At 71.8% G+C, this 19,713-nt stretch carries 24 protein-coding genes and 1 tRNA gene; 14 read left to right on the top strand and 11 right to left on the bottom strand.

The window, feature by feature from the left end:
• Nucleotides 1-101: 101 nt before the first annotated feature.
• Together QE401_RS14655 and QE401_RS14660 are read right to left on the bottom strand one after the other, a co-directional pair.
• The gene (locus tag QE401_RS14655; RefSeq protein ID WP_307138907.1) at nt 102-1,190 is read right to left on the bottom strand and encodes an SMP-30/gluconolactonase/LRE family protein; all 1,089 of its coding nucleotides are present in this window, start codon (nt 1,188-1,190) and stop codon (nt 102-104) included.
• Between the two features lie 46 nt (nt 1,191-1,236).
• Nucleotides 1,237-2,016 carry a methyltransferase domain-containing protein gene (locus tag QE401_RS14660; RefSeq protein WP_307138908.1) on the bottom strand — a complete coding sequence of 260 codons (780 nt, stop codon included), beginning with the start codon at nt 2,014-2,016 and terminating at the stop codon, nt 1,237-1,239.
• Nucleotides 2,017-2,180: 164 nt separating this feature from the next.
• Here QE401_RS14660 and gloB point away from each other — a divergent pair, with 164 nt between their 5' ends.
• The 4 genes from gloB to QE401_RS14680 all read left to right on the top strand — a co-directional run bounded on the left by gloB (nt 2,181) and on the right by QE401_RS14680 (nt 4,647).
• Nucleotides 2,181-2,912 carry a hydroxyacylglutathione hydrolase gene (gene gloB / locus QE401_RS14665; protein ID WP_307138909.1) on the top strand — a complete coding sequence of 244 codons (732 nt, stop codon included), beginning with the start codon at nt 2,181-2,183 and terminating at the stop codon, nt 2,910-2,912.
• A 93-nt stretch (nt 2,913-3,005) separates the two neighbouring features.
• Complete coding sequence (locus QE401_RS14670) at nt 3,006-3,605, top strand: glutathione S-transferase N-terminal domain-containing protein (RefSeq protein ID WP_307138910.1); 600 nt, start codon at nt 3,006-3,008, stop codon at nt 3,603-3,605.
• Complete coding sequence (locus QE401_RS14675; protein ID WP_307138911.1) at nt 3,605-4,042, top strand: cupin domain-containing protein; 438 nt, start codon at nt 3,605-3,607, stop codon at nt 4,040-4,042. The genes QE401_RS14670 and QE401_RS14675 overlap by 1 nt, the downstream gene beginning before the upstream one ends.
• A complete protein-coding gene (locus QE401_RS14680) occupies nt 4,039-4,647 on the top strand; it encodes an SAM-dependent methyltransferase (RefSeq protein ID WP_307138912.1) in 609 nt (202 codons plus the stop codon). The genes QE401_RS14675 and QE401_RS14680 overlap by 4 nt, the downstream gene beginning before the upstream one ends.
• Nucleotides 4,648-4,651: 4 nt before the next feature.
• Here QE401_RS14680 and QE401_RS14685 read toward each other — a convergent pair whose 3' ends face one another.
• The gene (locus QE401_RS14685) at nt 4,652-5,545 is read right to left on the bottom strand and encodes an MBL fold metallo-hydrolase (protein WP_307138913.1); all 894 of its coding nucleotides are present in this window, start codon (nt 5,543-5,545) and stop codon (nt 4,652-4,654) included.
• A gap of 221 nt (nt 5,546-5,766) precedes the next feature.
• Here QE401_RS14685 and QE401_RS14690 point away from each other — a divergent pair, with 221 nt between their 5' ends.
• Nucleotides 5,767-6,123, top strand: a complete 357-nt coding sequence (locus tag QE401_RS14690) for a phage holin family protein (protein ID WP_307138914.1) — start codon at nt 5,767-5,769, stop codon at nt 6,121-6,123.
• Between the two features lie 81 nt (nt 6,124-6,204).
• Here the strand turns inward: QE401_RS14690 and phbB are convergent, their stop codons facing one another.
• The gene (gene phbB / locus QE401_RS14695) at nt 6,205-6,927 is read right to left on the bottom strand and encodes an acetoacetyl-CoA reductase (RefSeq protein WP_307138915.1); all 723 of its coding nucleotides are present in this window, start codon (nt 6,925-6,927) and stop codon (nt 6,205-6,207) included.
• 493 nt (nt 6,928-7,420) lie between these two features.
• On the opposite strand from phbB, the gene QE401_RS14700 reads away from it, so the two are divergent.
• Together QE401_RS14700 and QE401_RS14705 are read left to right on the top strand one after the other, a co-directional pair.
• The gene (locus QE401_RS14700; protein WP_307138916.1) at nt 7,421-7,570 is read left to right on the top strand and encodes a hypothetical protein; all 150 of its coding nucleotides are present in this window, start codon (nt 7,421-7,423) and stop codon (nt 7,568-7,570) included.
• 137 nt (nt 7,571-7,707) lie between these two features.
• Nucleotides 7,708-7,896 carry a soj family protein gene (locus tag QE401_RS14705; protein WP_307138917.1) on the top strand — a complete coding sequence of 63 codons (189 nt, stop codon included), beginning with the start codon at nt 7,708-7,710 and terminating at the stop codon, nt 7,894-7,896.
• An 80-nt stretch (nt 7,897-7,976) separates the two neighbouring features.
• On the opposite strand, the gene glcF is transcribed toward QE401_RS14705, so the two are convergent.
• The gene (glcF, locus tag QE401_RS14710; RefSeq protein ID WP_307138918.1) at nt 7,977-9,284 is read right to left on the bottom strand and encodes a glycolate oxidase subunit GlcF; all 1,308 of its coding nucleotides are present in this window, start codon (nt 9,282-9,284) and stop codon (nt 7,977-7,979) included.
• 147 nt (nt 9,285-9,431) lie between these two features.
• Here glcF and QE401_RS14715 point away from each other — a divergent pair, with 147 nt between their 5' ends.
• Nucleotides 9,432-9,578 carry a hypothetical protein gene (locus QE401_RS14715; protein WP_307138919.1) on the top strand — a complete coding sequence of 49 codons (147 nt, stop codon included), beginning with the start codon at nt 9,432-9,434 and terminating at the stop codon, nt 9,576-9,578.
• A 22-nt stretch (nt 9,579-9,600) separates the two neighbouring features.
• Here QE401_RS14715 and QE401_RS14720 read toward each other — a convergent pair whose 3' ends face one another.
• From QE401_RS14720 to QE401_RS14740, 5 genes are all read right to left on the bottom strand, one after another.
• Nucleotides 9,601-10,389, bottom strand: a complete 789-nt coding sequence (locus QE401_RS14720) for a hypothetical protein (RefSeq protein WP_307138920.1) — start codon at nt 10,387-10,389, stop codon at nt 9,601-9,603.
• Nucleotides 10,377-10,802, bottom strand: a complete 426-nt coding sequence (locus QE401_RS14725) for an FAD-binding protein (protein WP_307138921.1) — start codon at nt 10,800-10,802, stop codon at nt 10,377-10,379. The genes QE401_RS14720 and QE401_RS14725 overlap by 13 nt, the downstream gene beginning before the upstream one ends.
• Nucleotides 10,799-12,265 (bottom strand): FAD-linked oxidase C-terminal domain-containing protein, encoded by a 1,467-nt coding sequence (locus QE401_RS14730; RefSeq protein ID WP_307138922.1) that lies wholly within the window; start codon nt 12,263-12,265, stop codon nt 10,799-10,801. The genes QE401_RS14725 and QE401_RS14730 overlap by 4 nt, the downstream gene beginning before the upstream one ends.
• Nucleotides 12,266-12,410: 145 nt before the next feature.
• Nucleotides 12,411-12,536, bottom strand: a complete 126-nt coding sequence (gene ykgO / locus QE401_RS14735) for a type B 50S ribosomal protein L36 (RefSeq protein ID WP_007003646.1) — start codon at nt 12,534-12,536, stop codon at nt 12,411-12,413.
• A gap of 275 nt (nt 12,537-12,811) precedes the next feature.
• A complete protein-coding gene (locus QE401_RS14740) occupies nt 12,812-13,735 on the bottom strand; it encodes a hydrogen peroxide-inducible genes activator (protein ID WP_307138923.1) in 924 nt (307 codons plus the stop codon).
• 137 nt (nt 13,736-13,872) lie between these two features.
• Between QE401_RS14740 and QE401_RS14745 the strand changes: the two genes are divergently transcribed.
• Nucleotides 13,873-14,445 carry a peroxiredoxin gene (locus QE401_RS14745; protein WP_307138924.1) on the top strand — a complete coding sequence of 191 codons (573 nt, stop codon included), beginning with the start codon at nt 13,873-13,875 and terminating at the stop codon, nt 14,443-14,445.
• Between the two features lie 160 nt (nt 14,446-14,605).
• The gene (gene ahpD / locus QE401_RS14750; RefSeq protein ID WP_307138925.1) at nt 14,606-15,136 is read left to right on the top strand and encodes an alkylhydroperoxidase, AhpD family; all 531 of its coding nucleotides are present in this window, start codon (nt 14,606-14,608) and stop codon (nt 15,134-15,136) included.
• 381 nt (nt 15,137-15,517) lie between these two features.
• Here the strand turns inward: ahpD and QE401_RS14755 are convergent, their stop codons facing one another.
• Nucleotides 15,518-16,384, bottom strand: a complete 867-nt coding sequence (locus tag QE401_RS14755) for an N-formylglutamate amidohydrolase (protein ID WP_307138926.1) — start codon at nt 16,382-16,384, stop codon at nt 15,518-15,520.
• A gap of 168 nt (nt 16,385-16,552) precedes the next feature.
• On the opposite strand from QE401_RS14755, the gene QE401_RS14760 reads away from it, so the two are divergent.
• From QE401_RS14760 to QE401_RS14775, 4 genes are all read left to right on the top strand, one after another.
• Nucleotides 16,553-16,627, top strand: a tRNA-Val gene (locus tag QE401_RS14760).
• 111 nt (nt 16,628-16,738) lie between these two features.
• Nucleotides 16,739-17,842 (top strand): class I SAM-dependent methyltransferase, encoded by a 1,104-nt coding sequence (locus QE401_RS14765; RefSeq protein WP_307138927.1) that lies wholly within the window; start codon nt 16,739-16,741, stop codon nt 17,840-17,842.
• 173 nt (nt 17,843-18,015) lie between these two features.
• Nucleotides 18,016-19,029 (top strand): TRAP transporter substrate-binding protein, encoded by a 1,014-nt coding sequence (locus QE401_RS14770; RefSeq protein ID WP_307138928.1) that lies wholly within the window; start codon nt 18,016-18,018, stop codon nt 19,027-19,029.
• Complete coding sequence (locus QE401_RS14775) at nt 19,026-19,580, top strand: TRAP transporter small permease (RefSeq protein ID WP_307138929.1); 555 nt, start codon at nt 19,026-19,028, stop codon at nt 19,578-19,580. The genes QE401_RS14770 and QE401_RS14775 overlap by 4 nt, the downstream gene beginning before the upstream one ends.
• The last annotated feature ends 133 nt before the right edge of the window (nt 19,581-19,713 follow it).

Genomic DNA, 19,713 nt, shown 5'->3' on the forward strand with positions numbered 1-19,713 from the left:
AAAACTTTTGTCAGTTGGCGTCCCGCGAATGGCCTGAGGCGGGACGCCAAACTGACAGAAAGTCTTTTTGCTTCTTTTTCTTCAGAAAAAGAAGATTCTTACTAACAGAAATGCGCCCCGCGCGCCTCCACCGGCAGCATGTACAGCGACTGGCTCGCCGTCATGAACAGCACGTTCCGCCGCGTGCCGCCGAAGCAGAGATTGCTGCAGATTTCGGGAAGGCGGATCTGGCCGATGCGCTCGCCATCGGGGGCGAAGACATGCACCCCGTCATACCCCTCTCCCACCCAGCCGGCGGAGGACCAGAGATTGCCCTCGGTGTCGCAGCGTATGCCGTCCGCCAGGCCGGATTTGCCGTCCAGCGCCATGTCGACGAAGACCCGCGGGTTGCGCAGGCTGGCGCCGTCCACGTCGAAGGCCCAGACGACATTGCGCGCCTCGGGGTAGTGGCTGCTGCCGGTGTCGGCGACATAGAGGATGCGGTAGTCCGGGCTGAAGCACAGGCCGTTCGGCTTGAAGGGCTGGTCCGCCACCTTGGTCACCGCGCCCGATTGCGCGTCGATGCGGTAGACGGCTTCCTTGATGAAGGGGCGCGGGCTGCCGGTCTCGTGCCGCTGGCCCTCATAATCCATCAGCGCGCCATAGCCGGGGTCGGTGAACCAGATGCTGCCATCGCCCGGATGCACCACGCCGTCATTGGGGGCGTTGAACTCCCCATCCGGCCCGCGCGCGGCCAGGATGGTGACATCGCCATTCGGCTCGTAGCGCACCACGTCGCGGTGGCGGTGCCGCATGGCGATCTGCCGTCCCTCGCGGTCGAAGGTGTTGCCATTGGCGAAGCCGGAGGGGCTGCGGAAGCGGCGGGCGACATGCCGGTCCTCCTCGATCAGCCGCAGGCATTCATCGTTCGGGATGTCGGAGAAGATCAGGAAGCGGCCGGTGGCGTGCCAGGCCGGCCCCTCGGCCCAGCCCATGCCGGTATGCACCCGGCGGATCGCGGCATTGCCGAGCTTGGCGCGGAAGCGGCGCGGGTTCAGCACCAGCACGTCGGGGTCGGGGTAGCGCAGCGGCGGCGCCCCCGGCCCGTAATCGCGCTGGGCCAGAACAGGGGTGCCGCTGCCGGCGAGCAGCCCGCCGGCCAGCATGCCGCCAAGCACGGCCCGCCGCGGCGGGGTGGCGATCTGGAACATGTTGGGTCCTCCCAGACGGCCGGACCGGTGCCGGCCTTGGGCCGGACTATAGGTGCGGCGCCGAGTCGCGCCGCATCGCCTCCTCGCGAGCGGCCCAGACCCCCTCGGGCACCAGCACCCGCCGCCCGGGGCGGATCGAGGCGCCATGCGCCGGCAGCACGCCGTACATGCTCTTGCGGGCCTCCACCAGCACCAGCCCGGCGAAGCGCGGCGCCAGGCTGCGCCCCGCCCCTTCCCACAGCCCGGCGGCGCGCAGCAGCAGCCGCGCCTGGAAGGGGGGCGTGAACAGCGCCGTGTCGCGCCGCTCGGCGGTGAACATGTTGCGCTCCAGCAGGCGGGAGAGCTGGCCGGTGGAATAGGGCCGCCCCTGGCCGAAGGGCGTGCTGTCCCGGTGTGCCCAAAGCCCGCGGCGGTTCGGCGCCACGATCAGCACCCGGCCATCATCCTTCAGCACGCGCCACACCTCGCGCAGCGCGCGGCGGTCATTCTCCGCCCCCTCCAGCCCATGCACCAGCAGCACGCGGTCGAAGCTGAGATCGGGGAAGGGCAGCGCCGCATCCTCGACCCGCGCGGTCAGCGAGGCGGCGCCCGGCGGCCAGGGCACCGTGTCGGTCTCCGGCAGGCTGGCGGCCAGGATGCGGCTGGCCTGGTCGCGCCACAGCCGCAGATAGGGCGCGGCATGGCCGAGGCCCAGCACCTCCCGCCCGGTCAGGTCCGGCCACAACCGCGCCAGCCGCTCCCGCAGCAGGCGCGCGGCGACCAGGCCGAGCGGCGAGGCGTAGAAATCCCGGTGACCATGGTTGTCCGCGTGGACCTCAGCCTTCATGTCCCTGGATATAGGGCGTCCGGACCGGCATGGCACGCCTTGGCTGGGGCGCGGCGGGCGGAAAGCGATCCGCCGCCGGCCCCTTGCGAAGCCTGGCGGACCGCTCCAACCATGGCGCCACGCCGGAAGCCCCGCTTCCCCCAGAGATCCGAGGAGATGCCGCCATGGCTGTCACCGTCCAGGCCGTGCCCTGCCTGTCCGACAATTACGCCTGGATGCTGCGTGACCAGGCCACCGGCACCGTGGCCATCTGCGACCCCGGCGAGGCGAAGCCGGTGATCGAGGCGCTGGAGGCCGCCGGCGGCCGCTGCGACATCATCCTGCTGACCCACCACCATCCGGACCATGTCGACGGGGTGGAGGAGGTACGCGCCCGCTTCGGCGCCCGGGTGATCGGCGCCGCCACCGACGCCCACCGCCTGCCCAAGCTGGACCAGGCCATCGCCCCCGGCGACACGGTGGCGATCGGCGCCACCACCGGCACGGTGATCGACAGCCCCGGCCACACCATCGGCCATGTCGCCTTCCACTTCCCCGAGGGCGCCGTGCTGCTCTGCGGCGACACGCTGTTCTCGCTGGGCTGCGGCCGGCTGCTGGAAGGCACGGCCGAGGACATGTTCCGCGCCCTCTCCCTGCTGAAGCCGCTGCCGGATGAGACGCTGGTCTGCTGCGGCCATGAATACACCGAGAGCAATGCCCGCTTCGCCCTGACGGTGGAGCCCGACAATGCCGCGCTGCGCGAACGCGCCGCCGAGGTGCAGGCCGCCCGCGCCGCCGGCCAGCCCACCCTGCCGGTCACGCTGGGGCGGGAGAAGGCGACCAACCCCTTCCTGCGCGCGCCCACCGCCGCCGAGCTGGGGCGCATCCGCGCGGGCAAGGACAATTTCCGCGGCTGATTCCTGTGGGGAGGCTTTGCCTCCCCACACCCCACCACCGGGGTGGCGCGGCCACCCCGGACCCCGCGTTCAGACAACCAGGACAACGTCCCGATGAAGCTGTTCCACTCGCCCTCCTCCCCCTTCGTCCGCAAGGTCATGGCCTGCATCATCCTGCGCGGGCTGGAAGGCCGGGTGGAGCTGCTGGCGACCAACGCCCATGCCAGCCCCGAAGCGCTGCTGGGCGCCAACCCGCTCAGCAAGGTGCCGGCCCTGCTGACCGATGAGGGCGTCGCCATCTTCGACAGCCCGGTGATCTGCGAATATCTGGACGGGCTGGGCAATGCCGCGCCGCTCTTCCCGACCGCCGGGCCGAAGCGCATCGCCGCCCTGGTGATGCAGGCGCTGGCCGATGGCATGATGGACGCCGCCGTGGCCCGCCGCATGAGCGACACCCTGCCGCAGGATGACGGGCGCAAGGCCTTCTCCGCCCGCCAGAAGGCCGCCGTGGACCGCGGCCTGGCCACGCTGGAAGCCAGCCCGCCGCAGGGCCTGTCGGATATCGGCGCCATCTCGGTGGCCTGCGCGCTCGGCTATCTCGATTTCCGCTTCGCGCATGAGCCCTGGCGCGAGACGCATCCGAAGCTGGCCGCCTGGTATGAGGGCGTCGCCGCCGCCCCGGCCATCGCCCGCACCGCGCCGCCCGCCGCCTGATGGATCTGCGCGACCCCTCCCTGCCGGCGGCGGCGGTCATCGCCGCCCTCGGCCTGGCCCCTCACCCCGAGGGCGGGCATTTCCGCGAGATCTGGCGCGACCGGCCGGCGGATGGGTCGCGCGGCGCCGGCACGGCGATCTACTTCCTGCTGGCCGCGGGCGAGGCCAGCCACTGGCACCGGGTGGACGCGGCGGAGGCCTGGCACTGGTATGCCGGCGCTCCCCTGCTGCTCTCCATCGCCGCCGAGGGTGGGCCGGTGCGGGAACACCGCCTCGGCCCCGATCTGGGCGCCGGCGAAGAACCCTTCGGCCTGGTGCCGCCGGGCGAATGGCAGGCGGCGAAGAGCCTCGGCGGCTGGACGCTGGTGGGCTGCACCGTCTCCCCCGCCTTCGACTTCGCGGGCTTCACCCTGGCGCCGCCGGGCTGGCATCCGTGAGCGATTCCCTCGCCTGGGACAGGCGCTACGCCGAGCAGCCCTGGATGTTCGGCCGCGCCCCCAACCGCTACCTGGAAAGCTTCGCCCCCCGGCTGCGGCCGGGCATGCGGGCGCTCAGCCTCGGCGATGGCGAGGGGCGCAACGGAATCTTCCTGGCGCGGCTGGGGCTGCAGGTGACGAGCGTGGACTGGTCCGCCGCCGGCACGGCGCGCGCGGCCGACTGGGCGCGGGCGGAGGGGGTGGCGCTAGAGACCGTCACCGCCGATCTGACGCGCTGGGACTGGCCCGAGGCGCGCTACGATCTGATCGCCTGGGTGTTCCTGCACCTGCCGCCCGCGGATCGGGCGGTGGTGGCGGCTGCCGCCTGCCACGCGCTCGCCCCGGGCGGGAGGCTGCTGCTGGAGGGCTTCACCCCTGCCCAGCAGGGCCGCCGCAGCGGCGGGCCGCGCGAGCCGGCCCTGCTCTGGACACGGGAAGCCGCGGAAGTGGCCTTCGCCGGGCTGGAGCTGGAAGAGTGCCTGGCCGGCACGGTGCTGCTGGATGAGGGCCCGAAGCACCAGGGCCCGGCCGAGCTGCTGCGCGGCCTCTGGCGCCGCCCCGCCTGAGGAATCAGGGCGCGCGATAGGCCGAGCCATCCACCGCCCGCGCCGGGTGGCGGCGGTAGCGGCCGCGCTGCGGCACGGCGATCTCCTCGAAATGCTCGGCCAGCTCATGCAGCGCGGCGAGCATCTCCGGCCCATGCATGGCCTGGCCATGGCCGGTCACCACCAGCTCCGGCTCCAGCTCCGCCAGGCGGCGGACCGAGGCGCCGGCGGCCACCCAGTCGGTGGTGAAATAGGCCGGCGGCCCGTGCAGCTCGGCCTTCTGCACCGCCACCGAATAGGCCGATTCCTGCTTGGTGGTGACAAAGGCGTCGCCGGCGATCAGCGTGGCATCCGCTTCGCGCCAGAAGGCGACATGGCCGGCGCTGTGGCCCGGCGTGTGCAGCCAGCGCCAGCCGGGCAGGCCGGGCACCCTTCCATCCTCCGGCAGGGCGTAGAGCCGGTTGCCGACATCGACCGGCCCGCGCGGATAGAGCCGCCCCAGCGCCGCCATGGCGCCACCGCCCACCATCGAATCGCCCGGGGGATAGGAGGCCTCGCCGCGCAGATAGGGCAGTTCCAGCGGATGCGCATAGACCGGTGCGTCCCATTCCGCCGCCAGCTCCTGCAGCGCGCCGACATGGTCGAAATGACCATGCGTCATCAGGATGGCGGCGGGGCGGGCATGGCCGCCGAAGCGCGCGGCGGCGGCGCGGCGGATCAGCCCGGCGGTGCCGTGCAGCCCGGCATCGACCAGCACCCAGTTGCGGTCGCCGGCCTCCCGCACCCCGCAGAACACCACATTGACCAAGGCGAGGCGGCGATAGGCGAGGTCCGGCGCGATCTCCCGCGCCGGTTCGTCATGCCCCGCCTCCGGGAAGGGGGCGATGGCGCTGGGTGGCAGGGGCAGGGATCCGGTCATGGCGGGGCGTCCTCCTGGGAAGGGAACCCGGCCCTCGCGGCGGGGTTCCGCCTCGCCGCCCGGCCGCCGGCCATTCTCCGCGGCGGCGCGATGCCCGGCCTCTCAGCGCGGCCAGGCGCCGGGGGAGGCGGAGGCCGGGCGGCGGCGCCTCACCGCCCTGCCCGCCGGCAACCGCGCCGCAGCCAGGGCGTTGCCCTTTCGCAAGAGAGACGAGGTCCATCATGGGATTCCTGGCCCGCACCGCGATCACCGCCTTCGCCTTCTGGTGCGCCGCCATGCTGGTGGGCGGCATCAGCTTCAGCGGCCCCTTCAACCTGGTCATCGCGGCCATCGTCTTCGGCGTCGTCAACGCGCTGATCCGGCCGGTGGTGATGCTGCTGTCGCTGCCGCTGAACATCGTCACGCTGGGCCTGTTCACCCTGGTGGTGAACGCCGCCATGCTGGGGCTGACCGCGCTGCTGATGCCGGGCATGCGGGTGGCGAGCTTCGGCGCCGCCTTCCTGGGCGCGCTGGTGGTGGCCATCGTGTCCTGGATCGCCAACCGCGCCGTGGGCGACGGCGCCGCCCCGGCGCGCTGAGCCGCGCGGCGGGGAGAGCCCCGCCCCGCCGGGCCTCAGCCCCGCAACCGGTGCGGCCCCGCCATGGCGGGGCCGGACCCTTCAGTACATGTGCTGGCCGCCATTGATCGACAGGGTCGAGCCGGTGATGAAATCGGCCTCGTCCGCGGTCAGGAAGCAGACGCCGCGGGCGATGTCGTCCGCCGTGCCCAGCCTGCCGCGCGGGATGCGCGCCACGATCTTCTGCAGCACATCCTCCGGCACCGCGCGCACCATCTCGGTATCGACATAGCCGGGGGCGATGGCGTTGACGGTGATGCCGGCGCGCGCGCCTTCCTGGGCGAGCGCCTTGGTGAAGCCGTGGATGCCGGATTTGGCGGCGGCGTAGTTCACCTGGCCATACTGGCCGGCCTGGCCGTTGATCGAGCCGATATTGACGATGCGGCCGAACTTCCGGGCGGTCATGCCCTCCCAGACCAGCTTGGCCAGGTTGAAGCAGGAGCCGAGATTGGTGTCGATCACCTCGTCCCACATGGTGCGGTCCATGCGCTTCATGGTGCCGTCGCGGGTGATGCCGGCATTGTTCACCAGGATCTCGATCGGGCCGTGCTCGGCCTCGATCTTCGCCACGGCGGCCTTGCAGGCCTCGAAGTCGGAGACGTCGAACTTGATGGTCGGGATGCCGGTGCGCTCGGTGAAGGCGGCGGCGGCGGCGTCATTGCCGGCATAGGAGGCGACCACCTTGCGGCCCGCCTTGTGCAGCTGTTCGCTGATGGCGGCGCCGATGCCGCGCTGCCCGCCGGTGACCAGGGCGAGTCGTGCCATTGACGGTGTCCTCCTTCTGAAGATTGGGGCGGTGGCGACGCCATGGGATCGGTTCCCTCGGGCATCGCATCACAGACGGCCGGCGCGCGCCATGGCCCATGCGGGCCGGATTGCAGGGGGCGGCGCCGGCGGGCTCAGGATGCGGTCGCGCGGCAACCGGCGCGGCGGCCCGCCCGCGCGGCCAGGGCCGGGACCGCCCGGTCGGGGGCGGAGGGGCGGGATGGCAGGCCGGGCCAGGCACGCATGGGCGATTCGCTCCGTATTGCAGGGCGAGCCTAGGATCTGGGGCGGGGCCGCGCCAGGGCTTCACAAGCCTGCCATCGTTCTTGAACCGTAAAGGATTTTGTGCTACTCACAAAAAGTTGAGAGCGAATAAGCCCCGATCGCTCGGCCATAACTCCATGGATAACATAGGGAAAACGCCATGGCTTCAGCCCTGCCTCGTTCCGTCGCGGGTTCGGCACCCCTGCCTGCCACGGTGGACCGAAACGCCTTGCTGCTGATGCTGTCCTATGTCGAGGCCGAGTGCCGCCGGATGGGCGCCGCGCAGGCGGCTGAGCATGCTGCTGCCGCCGCCTCCTGCCTGCCCTTCGTGGCGGCGGAGATGCACTGGCCCTTGCGGGTGGATCTGCCGCCCAGCTGACCTGCCCGGGCAGGGTTGCACCGGGACGGGGCAGCCCTGCCATTCAGGCCTCGCACAGCTTCGTTGCGCTTTTGTCTGGCCCTGGCGGCGCAGGACGTGTATCCGGCGCCCGCATCCGCAACGGCAGGCTTTTCACCATGGACACCCCGATTGCCGCGGTCCTCTGGACCCACCAGGCGCAGCGCGATCTCGCGGCGGTTCTCCGCCTGCTGGGCCATGCCGAGCGCTGCTGCCTCGAGGCCGGCTCGGAGGAGGCGGCGAGCCTGGTGGCCGAGGCGATGTCGGTGCTGGCGCGCGATGGCGCCGCCCGCAAGATGGCGGCCTGAGCAGCCGCCGGGCGCCAGCGGCGCCCGGCCCTGACAGAAAGAAGATAGGGGTCCGGGGGAATTCCTTCCCCCGGCCTTTTTCATGCCGAGGCCACGCCATCCGGCCGTGGCCCGCCGGCCATCCAGTCCAGCAGCTCCACCGTGTGCACCGCCGGCACCGCGCCGCCGCCGAGCTGGGTGAGGCAGCCGATATTGCCGCTGGCGATCACCTGCCCGCCGGTGCGGGCCAGGTTGTCCAGCTTGCGCGCCTTCAGCTGCCCGGCGATCTCCGGCTGCATCAGGTTGTAGGTGCCGGCGGAGCCGCAGCAGAGATGCGACTCGACCGGCTCCTTCACGGTGAAGCCGGCCTTCTGCAGCAGCTGCTTCGGCGCGGCCGTGATCTTCTGCCCATGCTGCAGCGAGCAGGCGGCGTGGTAGGCGACGGTCAGCCCCGGCGCCGCGCGGCTGGGCGCGTAGCCATATTGCAGCAGCACCTCTGAGATGTCGCGCGCCCGCCCCGCCACCGCGGCGGCGCGGGAGGCCCAGGGCTCCGCCTCGGCGCGGAACATGAAGCCGTAATCCTTCACCGTGGTGCCGCAGCCCGAGGCGTTGACGACGATGGCGTCCAGACCCTCGCCCTCGATCTCGCGCATCCAGGCGGCGATGTTGGCGCGGGCGAGCGCCATGGCCGGGTCATGCTGGCCCATATGGTGGTTCAGCGCGCCGCAGCAGCCCTGGCCCTCGGCCACCACCACCTCCAGCCCGAGGCGGGTGAGCAGGCGGATGCTGGCCTCGTTGATCGAGGGGGCGAGCACCTGCTGGGCGCAGCCGGTCATCAGCGCGACGCGGCCGCGCCGCGCGCCATCGGCCGGGTGGATGCGCGGCGGCAGCGGACGGGCCGGCGGCAGGCTGGCCGGCGCCAGGTCGAGCATGGCGCGCAGCCTGGTCGCGCTGGTGCCGCGGCCGGGGATCAGCCCGCGCAGCGGCCGGCCCAGCCGGGCCAGCGCCAGCGCGGCGCGGAAGCGGCGCGGATGCGGCAATGTCGCGCCCAGCAGGCGGCGCAGCGCGCGCTCGGGCCAGGGGCGGGTGTAGGTTTCCTCGATATAGCGCCGCGCATGGTCGACCAGGTGCATGTAGTGCACGCCCGAGGGGCAGGTGGTCATGCAGGACAGGCAGGAGAGGCAGCGATCGACATGCTTCACCACCGATTCGGTGGCGGGCTGGCCGCTCTCCAGCATGTCCTTGATCAGGTAGATGCGGCCGCGCGGGCTGTCGAGCTCATCGCCCAGCAGCACGAAGGTGGGGCAGGTGGCGGTGCAGAAGCCGCAATGCACGCAGGTCCGCAGGATGGTGTTGGAGGCGCTGAGATCGGCATCTTCCAGCTGCGCCGCGGTGAAATGGGTCTGCATGGCGGGTCCGTTTCCTCTGCCGCCAGGGTGGGCCGAAGGGCGGGGCCGGGCAAGCGCCGGCGTCGCCGGTCTTTTCGAATCCTTAAGAAAAACAGCTGTATCCTAGGGATCGCGAAAATGTCATAAGGCGCAGCGAGGAGACACGGAATGTTGATAACCAATCTGCCCGCCACGGCCCCCCTGACCAGCGCCAGCCCGGTTGCCCAGCCCGGCGGCGCCGCCGAGCAGGCGCGGCTGGCGACCCTGCTGCAAGTGCCGCGCCCCAGCCTGCCGCCGCGCCCCGCCGGGCGCTGACCACCGCCCCGGCGGCGCGCGCTCAGCCGCGCAGCCGCCCGGGGTTGAACAGGAAGTCCGGGTCCAGCGCCGCCTTCACCCGCGCCCCGATGGCGGCGAGCGCCGCCGGCTCCTCCGGCAGAACCGGCACCGCGCCGCGCAGCGAATCCGGCGCGCGGAACAGGGTGAAGCTGCCGCCCGAGGGCGCCGCCGCCGCCATCACCGCGCGATGCGCGGCCTCATTCGCCGGGCCCGCCACCCAGACCAGCCCGCCGCCCCAATCCAGCAGCAGCTTCGCCGGGAAGGCCGCGCGCAGCGCCGCCACCGCCGCCGGCGCGGCGCTCGGCCGCAGCGAGAGGCGCCACACCGCCTCCCCCGGCGCGGCGCCGAGCGCGCGCGCCTCCCGCACCGACTGCCAGAGCGGCGCGTCCTCCTCGATGCGCGCCGCCACGCCATGGAGCGCCAGCAGCGCCGCCAGCGCCGCCGCCCGCCGCGGCAGAAACTGAGAAAAATCCTCGAGGCGCAGCAGGGCGGTGGGGCCGGACAGGCCCGCCTGCGCATCGCCCTCCGGCAGCAGCGCCGCGCCGGAGACGCCATAGGGGCTGCCGAGCCCGGCCGAGAGCGCCGCCACCCCGGCGGCGATGTCCGCCACCGGCAGGGCCAGCGTCAGGCTGGCCTCGGGGCGCGGGGTCAGCTTCAGGGTGATCTCGGTCAGCACCGCCAGCGTGCCATGGCTGCCGGCCAGCAGCTTGCACAGGTCGAGCCCCGTGACGTTCTTGTGCACCCGCCCGCCGGAGCGGATCAGCTCGGCATGGCCGGTCACCGCGCGCACGCCCAGCACCTGGTCGCGCGCAGCGCGCCGCCGACATAGATGCGGCGCGGGCCGGACAGATTGGCGGCGACCAGCCCGCCCAAAGTCGGCGGCGTCGCCACCCCGAACAGCGCGGCATAATCCGGCGGCTCGGCCGGGATCATCTGGCGGTGTTCTGCCAGCGCCGCCTCGATCTCCGGCAGGGTCGTGCCGGCGCGGGCGGAGAGCACCATCTCCTGCGGCCGGTACAGGGTGATGCCGGTGAGCGCGCGGGTGGAAAGACGCCGCGGCGCGACCACCGGGCGCAGGCTGGCGGCCCGGCCGCCCAGGCCACTGACCGCCAGGGCCTGCCCCGCCGCGCGGGCGGCGCGCACCGCCTCCACCACGCCCGCCTCGGTGGCCGGCGCCTCCGCCAGGTCGAGCGCCGCGCTCATGCCGCGCGCCCCGGCGTGGCCAGCACCGGATTGCCCTCCAGCGGGAAGACCTTGGCCGGGTTCAGCAGCCATTGCGGGTCGAAGGCCGATTTGATGGCGCGCTGCTGCGCCAGCTCGGTCGCGGTGAACTGCACCGGCATCAGGTCGCGCTTCTCGACACCCACGCCATGCTCGCCGGTCAGGCAGCCGCCCACCTCGACGCAGAGCTTCAGGATGTCGGCGCCGAAGGCCTCGGCCTTTCGGAAGCTCTCCGGGTCGTTGGCATCGAACATGATCAGCGGGTGCAGATTGCCGTCGCCGGCATGGAAGATGTTGGCGACCTTCAGCCCATACGCCTCCGACATCTCCTGCATCCGCCGCAGCACGCGCGGCAGCTCGCCGGTCGGGATGGTGCCGTCCATGCAGAGGTAATCGGGGCTGATGCGGCCGATCGCGCCGAAGGCGCCCTTGCGGCCCTTCCAGATGGCCAGGCTCTCCTCCGCCGTCTCCGCCACCCTGAGCGAGATCGGCCCGAACCGCCCGCAGATTTCTTTCAGTTTTTCCAGGAGGGCATCCTGTTCCTCGGTGTTGCCCTCGACCTCGATGATCAGCAGCGCCTCGGCCTCCAGCGGGTAGCCGGCCTTCGCAAACGCCTCGCAGGCATGGATCGCCGGGCGGTCCATGAATTCCAGCGCCACCGGAATGATGCCGCTGGCGATGATGGCGTCCACCACCTCGCCCGCCACCTCGTTGCTCGGATAGGCGGCGAGCATCGCCCGCGCCCCTTCCGCCGCGCGCAGGATGCGCACCGTCACCTCGGTGACGATGCCAAGCTGCCCCTCGCTGCCGGTGATCAGCCCGAGCCAGTCATAGCCGGCCGAATCGAGATGCCCGCCGCCGAGGCGCAACACCTCCCCCTCCACCGTCACGAAGGTGACGCCGAGCAGGTTGTTGGCGGTGACCCCGTATTTCAGGCAATGCGCGCCGCCCGAATTCATCATGACATTGCCGCCGATCATGCAGGCGAGCTGGCTGGACGGGTCGGGCGCGTAGAAGAAGCCATCCGCCGCCACCGCCTGGGTGATGCCGAGATTGGTCACCCCCGCCTGCACCACCGCCAGGCGGTCGGCGTAATCGACCTCCAGGATGCGGTTCATGCGCATCAGCCCGATGACGATGCCATCCTCGAGCGGCAGCGCGCCGCCCGAGAGGCTGGTGCCGGCGCCGCGCGGAATGATGCGGATGCCCTCGGCATGGCAGTAGCGCAGCAGCGCCGCCACCTGCTCCGTCGTCTCCGGCAGGGCGACGGCCAGCGGCGGCTGGCGATAGGCGGACAGCCCATCCGTCTCATAGGCGCGCAGCCGCACCGGATCGCCGATCACGCCCGGGCCGCGCGCCGAATCCGGCAGGATGCGGCCGAGCGCCGCCAGGATCTCCGCCCGCCGCGCCAGCACGGCGGCTTTCGGCTGTGGCAGCTCGATCATGCTCCGCTTCCCCTTTTGCCCGGAGAATGAAGCCCGCCCGCCGCCACCGCAAGCGCACGCAAAAACGACGCCGTGGCAGGGCCATGGCGTCGTTTTGGAGCGGAAGAACCGCTGCGGCCGCCCCGATGGCCGGCCGCGCCCGATGTCAGCCCTGGCGGGCCTTCATGCGGGGGTTCTTCTTGTTCAGCACGTACAGACGGCCGCGGCGGCGCACCACCACGCAGTTCTTGTCGCGCGTCTTGGCGCTCTTCAGGCTGTTACGGATCTTCATCTCGGCACCCTCTTCGAGCGGGCGCGTATACGGCCCACCCCCCTCCCCGTCAATCTTTTCTGTCCGCTGCCGGCTTTCTGTCAGCTGCCGGTCAGGGCCGTGACGGGAGGCGCTGCACTCGGCAGGAACGCCGTCGCCCAGGGGCGAAAAGAGCGTGGCGGCGGCCCGCGATGCGCCCCACCTCGCGCTTCGCCCCACCTCGCGCTTCACGGTCCGCCTATCCGCAGAAGCCCACCTCACCGGGAGACGGCGGCAGCCCGAAAAAGAGTACGGCCTCACAAGGAGACGGCGGCAGCCTGACAGGAAAGAGAATCGGACAGGGCGGGGGCGAGGCTGCGGAACTCGGCGGCGCGCGGGGAATGGGCGCGCCAGGCCAGGCCCAATCCCCGGGTCTGCGGCGTGTCCAGCGGCTTCAGCAGCACCGAGGCGCCGGCCAGCACGCCCCCCTCCACCGCCAGCCGCGGCAGCAGCGTCACGCCCAGGCCGCCGGCCACCATCTGCACCAGCGTGTGCAGGCTGGTCGCGGCGAAGCTGTCCTGGCTGACCGTGGCGTGCAGCCCGCAGGCGGCCAGGGTGTGGTCGCGCAGGCAATGGCCATCCTCCAGCAGCAGCAGCCGCTCGCTGCCCAGCGCCGCGACCGGCACGGCCGGTTCATCCGCCAGGCGGTGGCCCTCCGGCAGCGCGGCGAAGAAGGGGTCCTCGGCCACGCGCAGCGTCTCGGCCTCCGGCAGGGCGGCCGGCAGGGCCAGCAGCAGCAGGTCGAGTCGCCCGGCCGAGAGGTCATCGGCCAGCCGGTCGGTCAGGTCCTCGCGCAGCCAGAGCTGCAGGCGCGGGAAGGCGCGGCGCAGCGCCGGCATCAGCCGCGGCAGCAGGAAGGGGCCGATGGTCGGGATGACACCGAGCCGCAGCGGGCCGGAGAAGGGGTCGCGCGCCGCCGCCGCCGTCTCCGCCACCGCGGCCAGCGCCGAGAGCGCCTGGCGGGCGCGCTCCACCAGCTGCAGGCCGAGCGGGGTGAAGACCGGGCGCTTGGCCGGGCCGCGCTCCAGGATGGCGGCGTCGAGCTGCCGCTCCAGCGCGATGATGCCGGCCGAGAGGGTGGATTGCGTGACGGCGCAGGAGAGCGCCGCCCGGCCGAAATGGCCATGGTCGGCCAGCGCCACCAGATAGCGCAGCTGCTGGGGGGTGGGGAGCGGAGTCATCGAGCGGACCGATGATTTCGTCGAAAACTATTCATTGGCATGTGTGCGTTGCACCATACATAAAGCGGCATGCAACGGGGAGGGCGGGAACGCCCTGGCCCGGTGCCCTGGATCGTTTTGTAAGGGGGTATCCACAGATGCTGACGGTTGGTGACAAGTTTCCCGCCTTCAACCTGACCGCCGTGAAGGGCGGCCCGGAGGGCCTGGAGGGCCCCGGCAAGTCCTTCGTGGAGATCTCGAACGAGTCGGATGCCGGCAAGTGGAAGATCGTCTTCTTCTGGCCGAAGGATTTCACCTTCATCTGCCCGACCGAGATCGCGGCTTTCGGCAAGCTGAACAACGAGTTCGCCGACCGTGACGCGGTGGTCTACGGCGCCTCCACGGACAGCGAGTTCGTGCACCTGAACTGGCGCGTGCACAACAACGACATCCGCGACCTGCCCTTCGCCATGCTGGCGGATGTGAAGCGCGAGCTGTCGAGCGCGCTCGGCATCCTCGACAAGCAGGCCGGCGTCGCGCTGCGCGCCACCTTCATCGTCGACCCCGAGGGCACCATCCAGTGGGCCTCGGTGAACGGCCTGAATGTCGGCCGCAACCCGCAGGAAGTGATCCGCGTGCTCGACGCGCTGCAGACGGACGAGCTCTGCCCCTGCAACTGGAACAAGGGCGGCGACACGCTGAACCCGGACCAGCTGTTCAAGGCTGCCTGATCCGGCGGGGGCGGCCCCGCGCCGCCCCCTCCCCGGCCGCGCCGCCCCCGCGCGGGGGCCCCGCGCGGCGGTGCGCCGAACCGGCCTGGTGCCGGCTCCGCCCACCTTACGTCACGTCCCTGCATCGCCCGTTTCACGCCAGACCGGAGGTATCCTTCGCATGTCGCTCGAAGCCCTGCGCGCCCGCCTGCCCGACTATGCCCGCGACCTGAAGCTGAACCTGGGCAGCCTGGCCACCGAGCCGGTGCTGACCGAGCAGCAGCGCGCCGGCACCTTCGTCGCCAGCGCCATCGCCAGCCGCAACGCCGTGGTGACCAAGGCGCTGATCGCCGAGTTCGGCGCCCAGCTCTCGGCCGAGGCGCTGCTGGCCGCCAAGGCCGCCGCCGCGATCATGGGCATGAACAATGTCTATTACCGCTTCACCCATCTGGTGGGCGGCGACTATCCCGGCCTGCCGGCCAAGCTGCGCATGAACGTCATGGCCAAGCCGGGCGTCGAGAAGGTGGATTTCGAGCTGTGGTCGCTCGCCGTCTCCGCCATCAATGGCTGCGGCATGTGCATGGAGAGCCATGAGAAGGTGGTGAAGCATGGCGGCCTGACCAGCGAGCAGGTGCAGGCCGCGGTGCGCATCGCCGCCGTGGTGCATGCCGTCGCCGGCGTGGTCGATGCCGAGGATGCGCTGGCCGAGTGAGGCCGCGGGGCCGGCCCCAGGGCCGGTCCCTGGGCCGGTTCAGGCGCCGCGAGCGGGGCCGGGTTCCGCAAGGGGCCCGGCCTCTGCCGTTTTTCGCGGCATTTTAACCCGACCGGGCGCAAACTCCGCTCGGGTCATGCGTTCATCGCATGGGGTTCCGCTGAAAATGCAGGCAAATTTTCTGCTGCACCGCGAAAAACTGCTTGCATACGAACGACCCCTGACCTATCTTTCCTCTCGCAGCACACAGTTCGCTGTGTCGCTGTCTTTCTTGGACGTTTCCTCCCTAAACTCGGCGGTGCTTCGGCACCGCCTTTTTTTTGCCCGCGCGCCAGGGCGCGGCCGAAGCGCGACCGCGGGCCGCCCCACCGACAACAAGATTCAGACGCGCAGGAAGGACCAGTCGGCCTCGACCAGGCCGTCCAGCAGCGTGGTCAGATCCTGCCGCAGCCGCGCCATGCCGGGCGCCCGCTCGATCGCCGCCTCATCCATGTAGAGGCCGCGGGCGATCTCGATCTGCAGCACATGCACCGATTCGCGCGGCCGGCCGTAATGGCGGGTGACATAGCCGCCGGCATAGGGGTCGTTGCGCCGCACCCGGTAGCCCATGGCCCAGAGCTGCTCCTCCACCCGCCGCACCGCGCGGCCATGGCAGGCGGTGCCATGCGCATCGCCCAGCACCATGTCGGGCGCGTTGGCGCCATGGCCGGGATGCGCCGGCATGGAATGGCAATCGATCAGCAGGCAGCAGCCGAAGGCCTCGCGCGTCTCGGCGATCAGCCCGGCGAGCGCCGCGTGATAGGGCTGCCAGCAATGCTGGATGCGCTCCTCCGCCTCGCGGAAGGGCAGGCGGCGGCGATAGACCGGCTCGCCATTGGCCACCACGCGCGCGATGGTGCCGAGCCCGGCGCCGACCCGCGGGCTGGCGCTGTTCACCCAGGCCGGCAGCGGCCCGTCGAACATGGTCGGGTCCAGCTCCCAGGGCTCGCGATTGGCGTCGCAATAGACACGCGGGAAATTCGCCGCCAGCAGCGGGATGCCGAGGCCGGGGGCGGCGCCCCACAGCTCCTCAACGAAACTGTCCTCGGAACGGCGCACCGCATGCGAGTCGAGCCGCGATTCGGCCAGGAAGGCGGGCGGGTAGTGGCGGCCGGAATGCGGCGAGGCCAGCACCAGCGGTGCGCGCTGCCGGTCCGGGCGCGACAGCTCGAAGGGGCCGGGCGCGGATTGCCCGGCGAGGAGCGGCATCGGAAGATCCATGATCCGTCGCCATCAAGCCACAGCGCAACGCCGCTGTCACGCGCAGGGGGCCCCAGCATGCGGGAGGCCGCGGGGCGGCGACAGGATTTTTGCGGCGGCGGCGAAACCCCTCTTGCCCACCCCCGCCCTCCGGGCTAAAGACCCGGCCCTGCCGGCGGGCGCGTAGCTCAGCGGGAGAGCGTCCCCCTGACACGGGGAAGGTCACAGGTTCAATCCCTGTCGCGCCCACCATTCCTCCGGCAAAGCTCTCCATCCTTCTCTGCACCAGACAGCAGCGCGGCCCATCGGGCCGGACGCGGCTTCGTGGCATGACAGACGGACCACTTCCGGCATAATGCCGGGATGGAAACGACCTCCCTTCCCCGCCCCCCTGTCCTGGCGCCGGATGCCGGCGAAGGGCCGCCGGTCCTCTCGGCCGACCAGGTCGGCGCCATGCTGCGCTTCCTGCTGGATCGCGGCCCGCGCGACGCGGCGGAGCTGGCCGCGCTGCGCCAGCTGCCGACGCAGAAGGCGCTGCGCGAGACGCTGTTCCGCAGCGAGGAATTCGGCCGCCTCTACCGCGCCGCGCTGCGCCACAGCGCCGGCTATGCGATGCCGCTCTTCATGCTGCAGCCGCCCGCCGACCGCGCCGTGCCCTGGCGCTTCGCCGAGCCCGGCCTGGCCGACCCGGTGACGCAGCTCTGCACCGCGGCGCAGCTGCAGGGGCCGGAGCATGCGCGCTGGTGCAGGCTGATGAAGGTGGCGCCGCGCCAGCACCGCAAGCAGTGGGAATTCGCCTGGATCCTGGCGGCGCTGGAGAAGGCCGGCATGCTGCGCCCCGGGCTGCGCGCGCTGGGCTTCGGCAATGGGCGGGAGCGGCTGCCCTGCGTGCTGGCCGGGCTCGGCCTCTCGGTCACCGCCAGCGACGCCCCGCCCGAGGCGGTGGCCGGCCAGGGCTGGTCCAGCAGCCAGCAATACAGCGCCTCGCTCGACCAGCTGCATCATCGCGACCTGATCGACCGCGAGCGTTTTCTCCAGCTGGTCTCCTTCCGCCAGGTCGACATGAACGCCATCCCCGATGATCTGCGCGGCTATGATGTCTGCTGGTCGGCCTGCGCGCTGGAGCATCTGGGCTCGCTGGCGCATGGGCTCGACTTCATCCGCGCCAGCCTGGCCACGCTGCGCCCGGGCGGCCTCGCCTTGCACACCACCGAATTCAACCTCGGCAGCAATGAGGAGACGCTGGAGGCGCGCAGCCTCAGCCTGTTCCGCAAGCGCGACATCGAGGGCCTGGCCAGCCGCCTGACCGCCGAGGGGCATGAGGTCTGGCCGCTGAACTTCCATCCCGGCCATGCGCTGGCCGATGTCTATGTCGACACGCCGCCCTATTCCTCGCCGCATCTGAAGCTGCAGGCGGCGGGGCATGTGGTGACCTCGATCGGCATCGCCGTGCGCAAGCGCGGCTGAGGCCGGGCGCGGCGCCGCGCCGCATGGCGCTCATTGCGCGGCGCCCTCCCCTCGGGCAATAAACATGCAGAAGGGTCGGGTCTGCCTTGCCGGAAATGAGCAAGGCCGGCCTTGACCCTGCCGCGCCGCCACCGCACACCGGGGGCCACGCCGAGGGAAGGGAAGAAACGTCCATGCAACGCCGCAACCTGCTGCTGGCCGGCGCCGGGGCGCTGGCCGCGCCGCTCGCCCTGGCCCGCCCTGGCCTGGCCCAGAGCCGCGCCGCCGCCGTCACCATGCGGCTGTCGCACCAGTTTCCGCCCAGCCACCAGCACGCCACCATCCTGGCCGCCTTCGCCGAGCGGGTGAAGGCGAAGAGCCAGGGCGCGATCGATGTGCAGGTCTTCCCGGCCGAGCAGCTGGCCCGCGCCGGCGAGAATTTCCCCGCCGTGGCGCGCGGCGCCTTCGAGGCGGCGGCGGCGGTGAATTTCCAGTGGGGCAACACGCTCCCGGAAATGAACGTGCTGACCCTGCCCTATCTGTTCACCGAGCTGGAGCGGATCCGCAAATTCCCCGGCTCCCCGGCGGCGCAGTTCCTGGAGGGGCTGCTGCAGAAGCGCGCGGTGCGCAACCTGATGTGGCTCTACACCACGCGCCAGGCGATCTTCACCAGCAACCGCAAGCCGATCGTCAGCACCGAGGATTTCCGCGGCCTGAAGATCCGCGGGCTGAACGCGCTGACCGACCATGCGCTGACCGCGGTGGGCGCCGCCCCCTCCTCCATGCCGGGGCCGGAGGTGCCGCAGGCGCTGCAATCCGGCGTGCTGGATGCGGGGCTGACCGACATCTCCGCCGCCGTCTCCCGCCGCTTCTACGAGTTCCAGAAATTCGGCACGGTGACGCCCTGGTTCTGCGTCTTCACCCATGTCTATGTGAATCCGCGCTGGTTCGACGGGCTGCGCCCCGAGCATCGCAGCCTGATCCAGGAAGAGGCGGCGCAGGCCGAGCGCGACCAGATGCCGCTGACCGAGGAGGTGGCGGCGCATGCCCTGGCCGAGCTGAAGCAGCGCGGCATGACCGTGCATGAGCAGAGCGCCGCCGAGCGCGAGGCCTGGAGCGCTGCCATGCAGAAGCCGGTGGTCGACGCCTTCCTGCGCCTGGCGCCGGAGAACGGGGCGCGCGCCATCGAGACGCTGCGCGCGCTGTGAGCGGCCTGGCCCGCGCCATCGCCGCCCTGGCCCGCTGGGTGGCGCTCGGCGCCGCCGCGCTGGGCGGGGTGGCGACGCTGCTCTGCCTGGCGCTGATCTGCTGGTCGGTCGCCGCGCGCTACCTGCTCGGCCAGCCGCAGCCCTGGATCGACAAGGCGGCGGGCTGGCTGGTGGTCGCCCTTGTCATGCTGGCCGCGCCCGAGGCGCAGCGCCGCTTCGAGCATATCGGCGTCGATGTGCTGACCGGCCGCCTGAAGGGCCGCGCCGCGCATGGCGCCCGGCTGCTCTCCACCCTCTCGGTCGCCCTCGTCGCCGGCATCCTGCTGCAGGCGGGGCTGGAGACGGTGGAATTCAGCCGCATGATCGGCGTGATGACCGAGATCGAGGGCGTGCCGGTCTGGTGGATCCAGGCGCTGCTGCCGCTGGGTGCGGCGCTGCTGATGCTGGTGGCGCTGGCGCAGTCGCTGCAGCTCGCCCTCGGCCAGGCGCCAGACTACCTGCCCGATGGCAGCGAGGAGCTGCCGCGCGACACGCTGGCGCGCGGCGAATGAGCCCGGGCCGCCCGGCCCCGCATCGCTCCACCCGGCATCGCGGCGGGCGGTCGCGCCGCCTGGCGTGACCCGCGCGCCGGACCCCACCACCGGGGCGCGCGCCGCGCCGCAGATCCCGCGGGCGCGCCCCGGC

This window comes from Pseudoroseomonas cervicalis (assembly GCF_030818485.1).
Classification (GTDB): Bacteria; Pseudomonadota; Alphaproteobacteria; order Acetobacterales; family Acetobacteraceae; genus Pseudoroseomonas; species Pseudoroseomonas cervicalis_A.

Coding starts and splice junctions, on each gene's coding strand:
- phbB (WP_307138915.1), bottom strand. CDS start 6,927: ATGGCACGACTCGCCCTGGTCACCGGCGGGCAGCGCGGCATCGGCGCC.
- QE401_RS14755 (WP_307138926.1), bottom strand. CDS start 16,384: ATGCCGCTCCTCGCCGGGCAATCCGCGCCCGGCCCCTTCGAGCTGTCG.
- ahpD (WP_307138925.1), top strand. CDS start 14,606: ATGTCGCTCGAAGCCCTGCGCGCCCGCCTGCCCGACTATGCCCGCGAC.
- QE401_RS14740 (WP_307138923.1), bottom strand. CDS start 13,735: ATGACTCCGCTCCCCACCCCCCAGCAGCTGCGCTATCTGGTGGCGCTG.
- QE401_RS14705 (WP_307138917.1), top strand. CDS start 7,708: ATGGACACCCCGATTGCCGCGGTCCTCTGGACCCACCAGGCGCAGCGC.
- QE401_RS14725 (WP_307138921.1), bottom strand. CDS start 10,802: ATGAGCGCGGCGCTCGACCTGGCGGAGGCGCCGGCCACCGAGGCGGGC.
- QE401_RS14770 (WP_307138928.1), top strand. CDS start 18,016: ATGCAACGCCGCAACCTGCTGCTGGCCGGCGCCGGGGCGCTGGCCGCG.
- QE401_RS14655 (WP_307138907.1), bottom strand. CDS start 1,190: ATGTTCCAGATCGCCACCCCGCCGCGGCGGGCCGTGCTTGGCGGCATG.
- QE401_RS14745 (WP_307138924.1), top strand. CDS start 13,873: ATGCTGACGGTTGGTGACAAGTTTCCCGCCTTCAACCTGACCGCCGTG.
- glcF (WP_307138918.1), bottom strand. CDS start 9,284: ATGCAGACCCATTTCACCGCGGCGCAGCTGGAAGATGCCGATCTCAGC.
- QE401_RS14675 (WP_307138911.1), top strand. CDS start 3,605: ATGGATCTGCGCGACCCCTCCCTGCCGGCGGCGGCGGTCATCGCCGCC.
- QE401_RS14670 (WP_307138910.1), top strand. CDS start 3,006: ATGAAGCTGTTCCACTCGCCCTCCTCCCCCTTCGTCCGCAAGGTCATG.
- gloB (WP_307138909.1), top strand. CDS start 2,181: ATGGCTGTCACCGTCCAGGCCGTGCCCTGCCTGTCCGACAATTACGCC.
- QE401_RS14685 (WP_307138913.1), bottom strand. CDS start 5,545: ATGACCGGATCCCTGCCCCTGCCACCCAGCGCCATCGCCCCCTTCCCG.
- QE401_RS14660 (WP_307138908.1), bottom strand. CDS start 2,016: ATGAAGGCTGAGGTCCACGCGGACAACCATGGTCACCGGGATTTCTAC.
- QE401_RS14765 (WP_307138927.1), top strand. CDS start 16,739: ATGGAAACGACCTCCCTTCCCCGCCCCCCTGTCCTGGCGCCGGATGCC.
- QE401_RS14690 (WP_307138914.1), top strand. CDS start 5,767: ATGGGATTCCTGGCCCGCACCGCGATCACCGCCTTCGCCTTCTGGTGC.
- QE401_RS14715 (WP_307138919.1), top strand. CDS start 9,432: ATGTTGATAACCAATCTGCCCGCCACGGCCCCCCTGACCAGCGCCAGC.
- QE401_RS14730 (WP_307138922.1), bottom strand. CDS start 12,265: ATGATCGAGCTGCCACAGCCGAAAGCCGCCGTGCTGGCGCGGCGGGCG.
- ykgO (WP_007003646.1), bottom strand. CDS start 12,536: ATGAAGATCCGTAACAGCCTGAAGAGCGCCAAGACGCGCGACAAGAAC.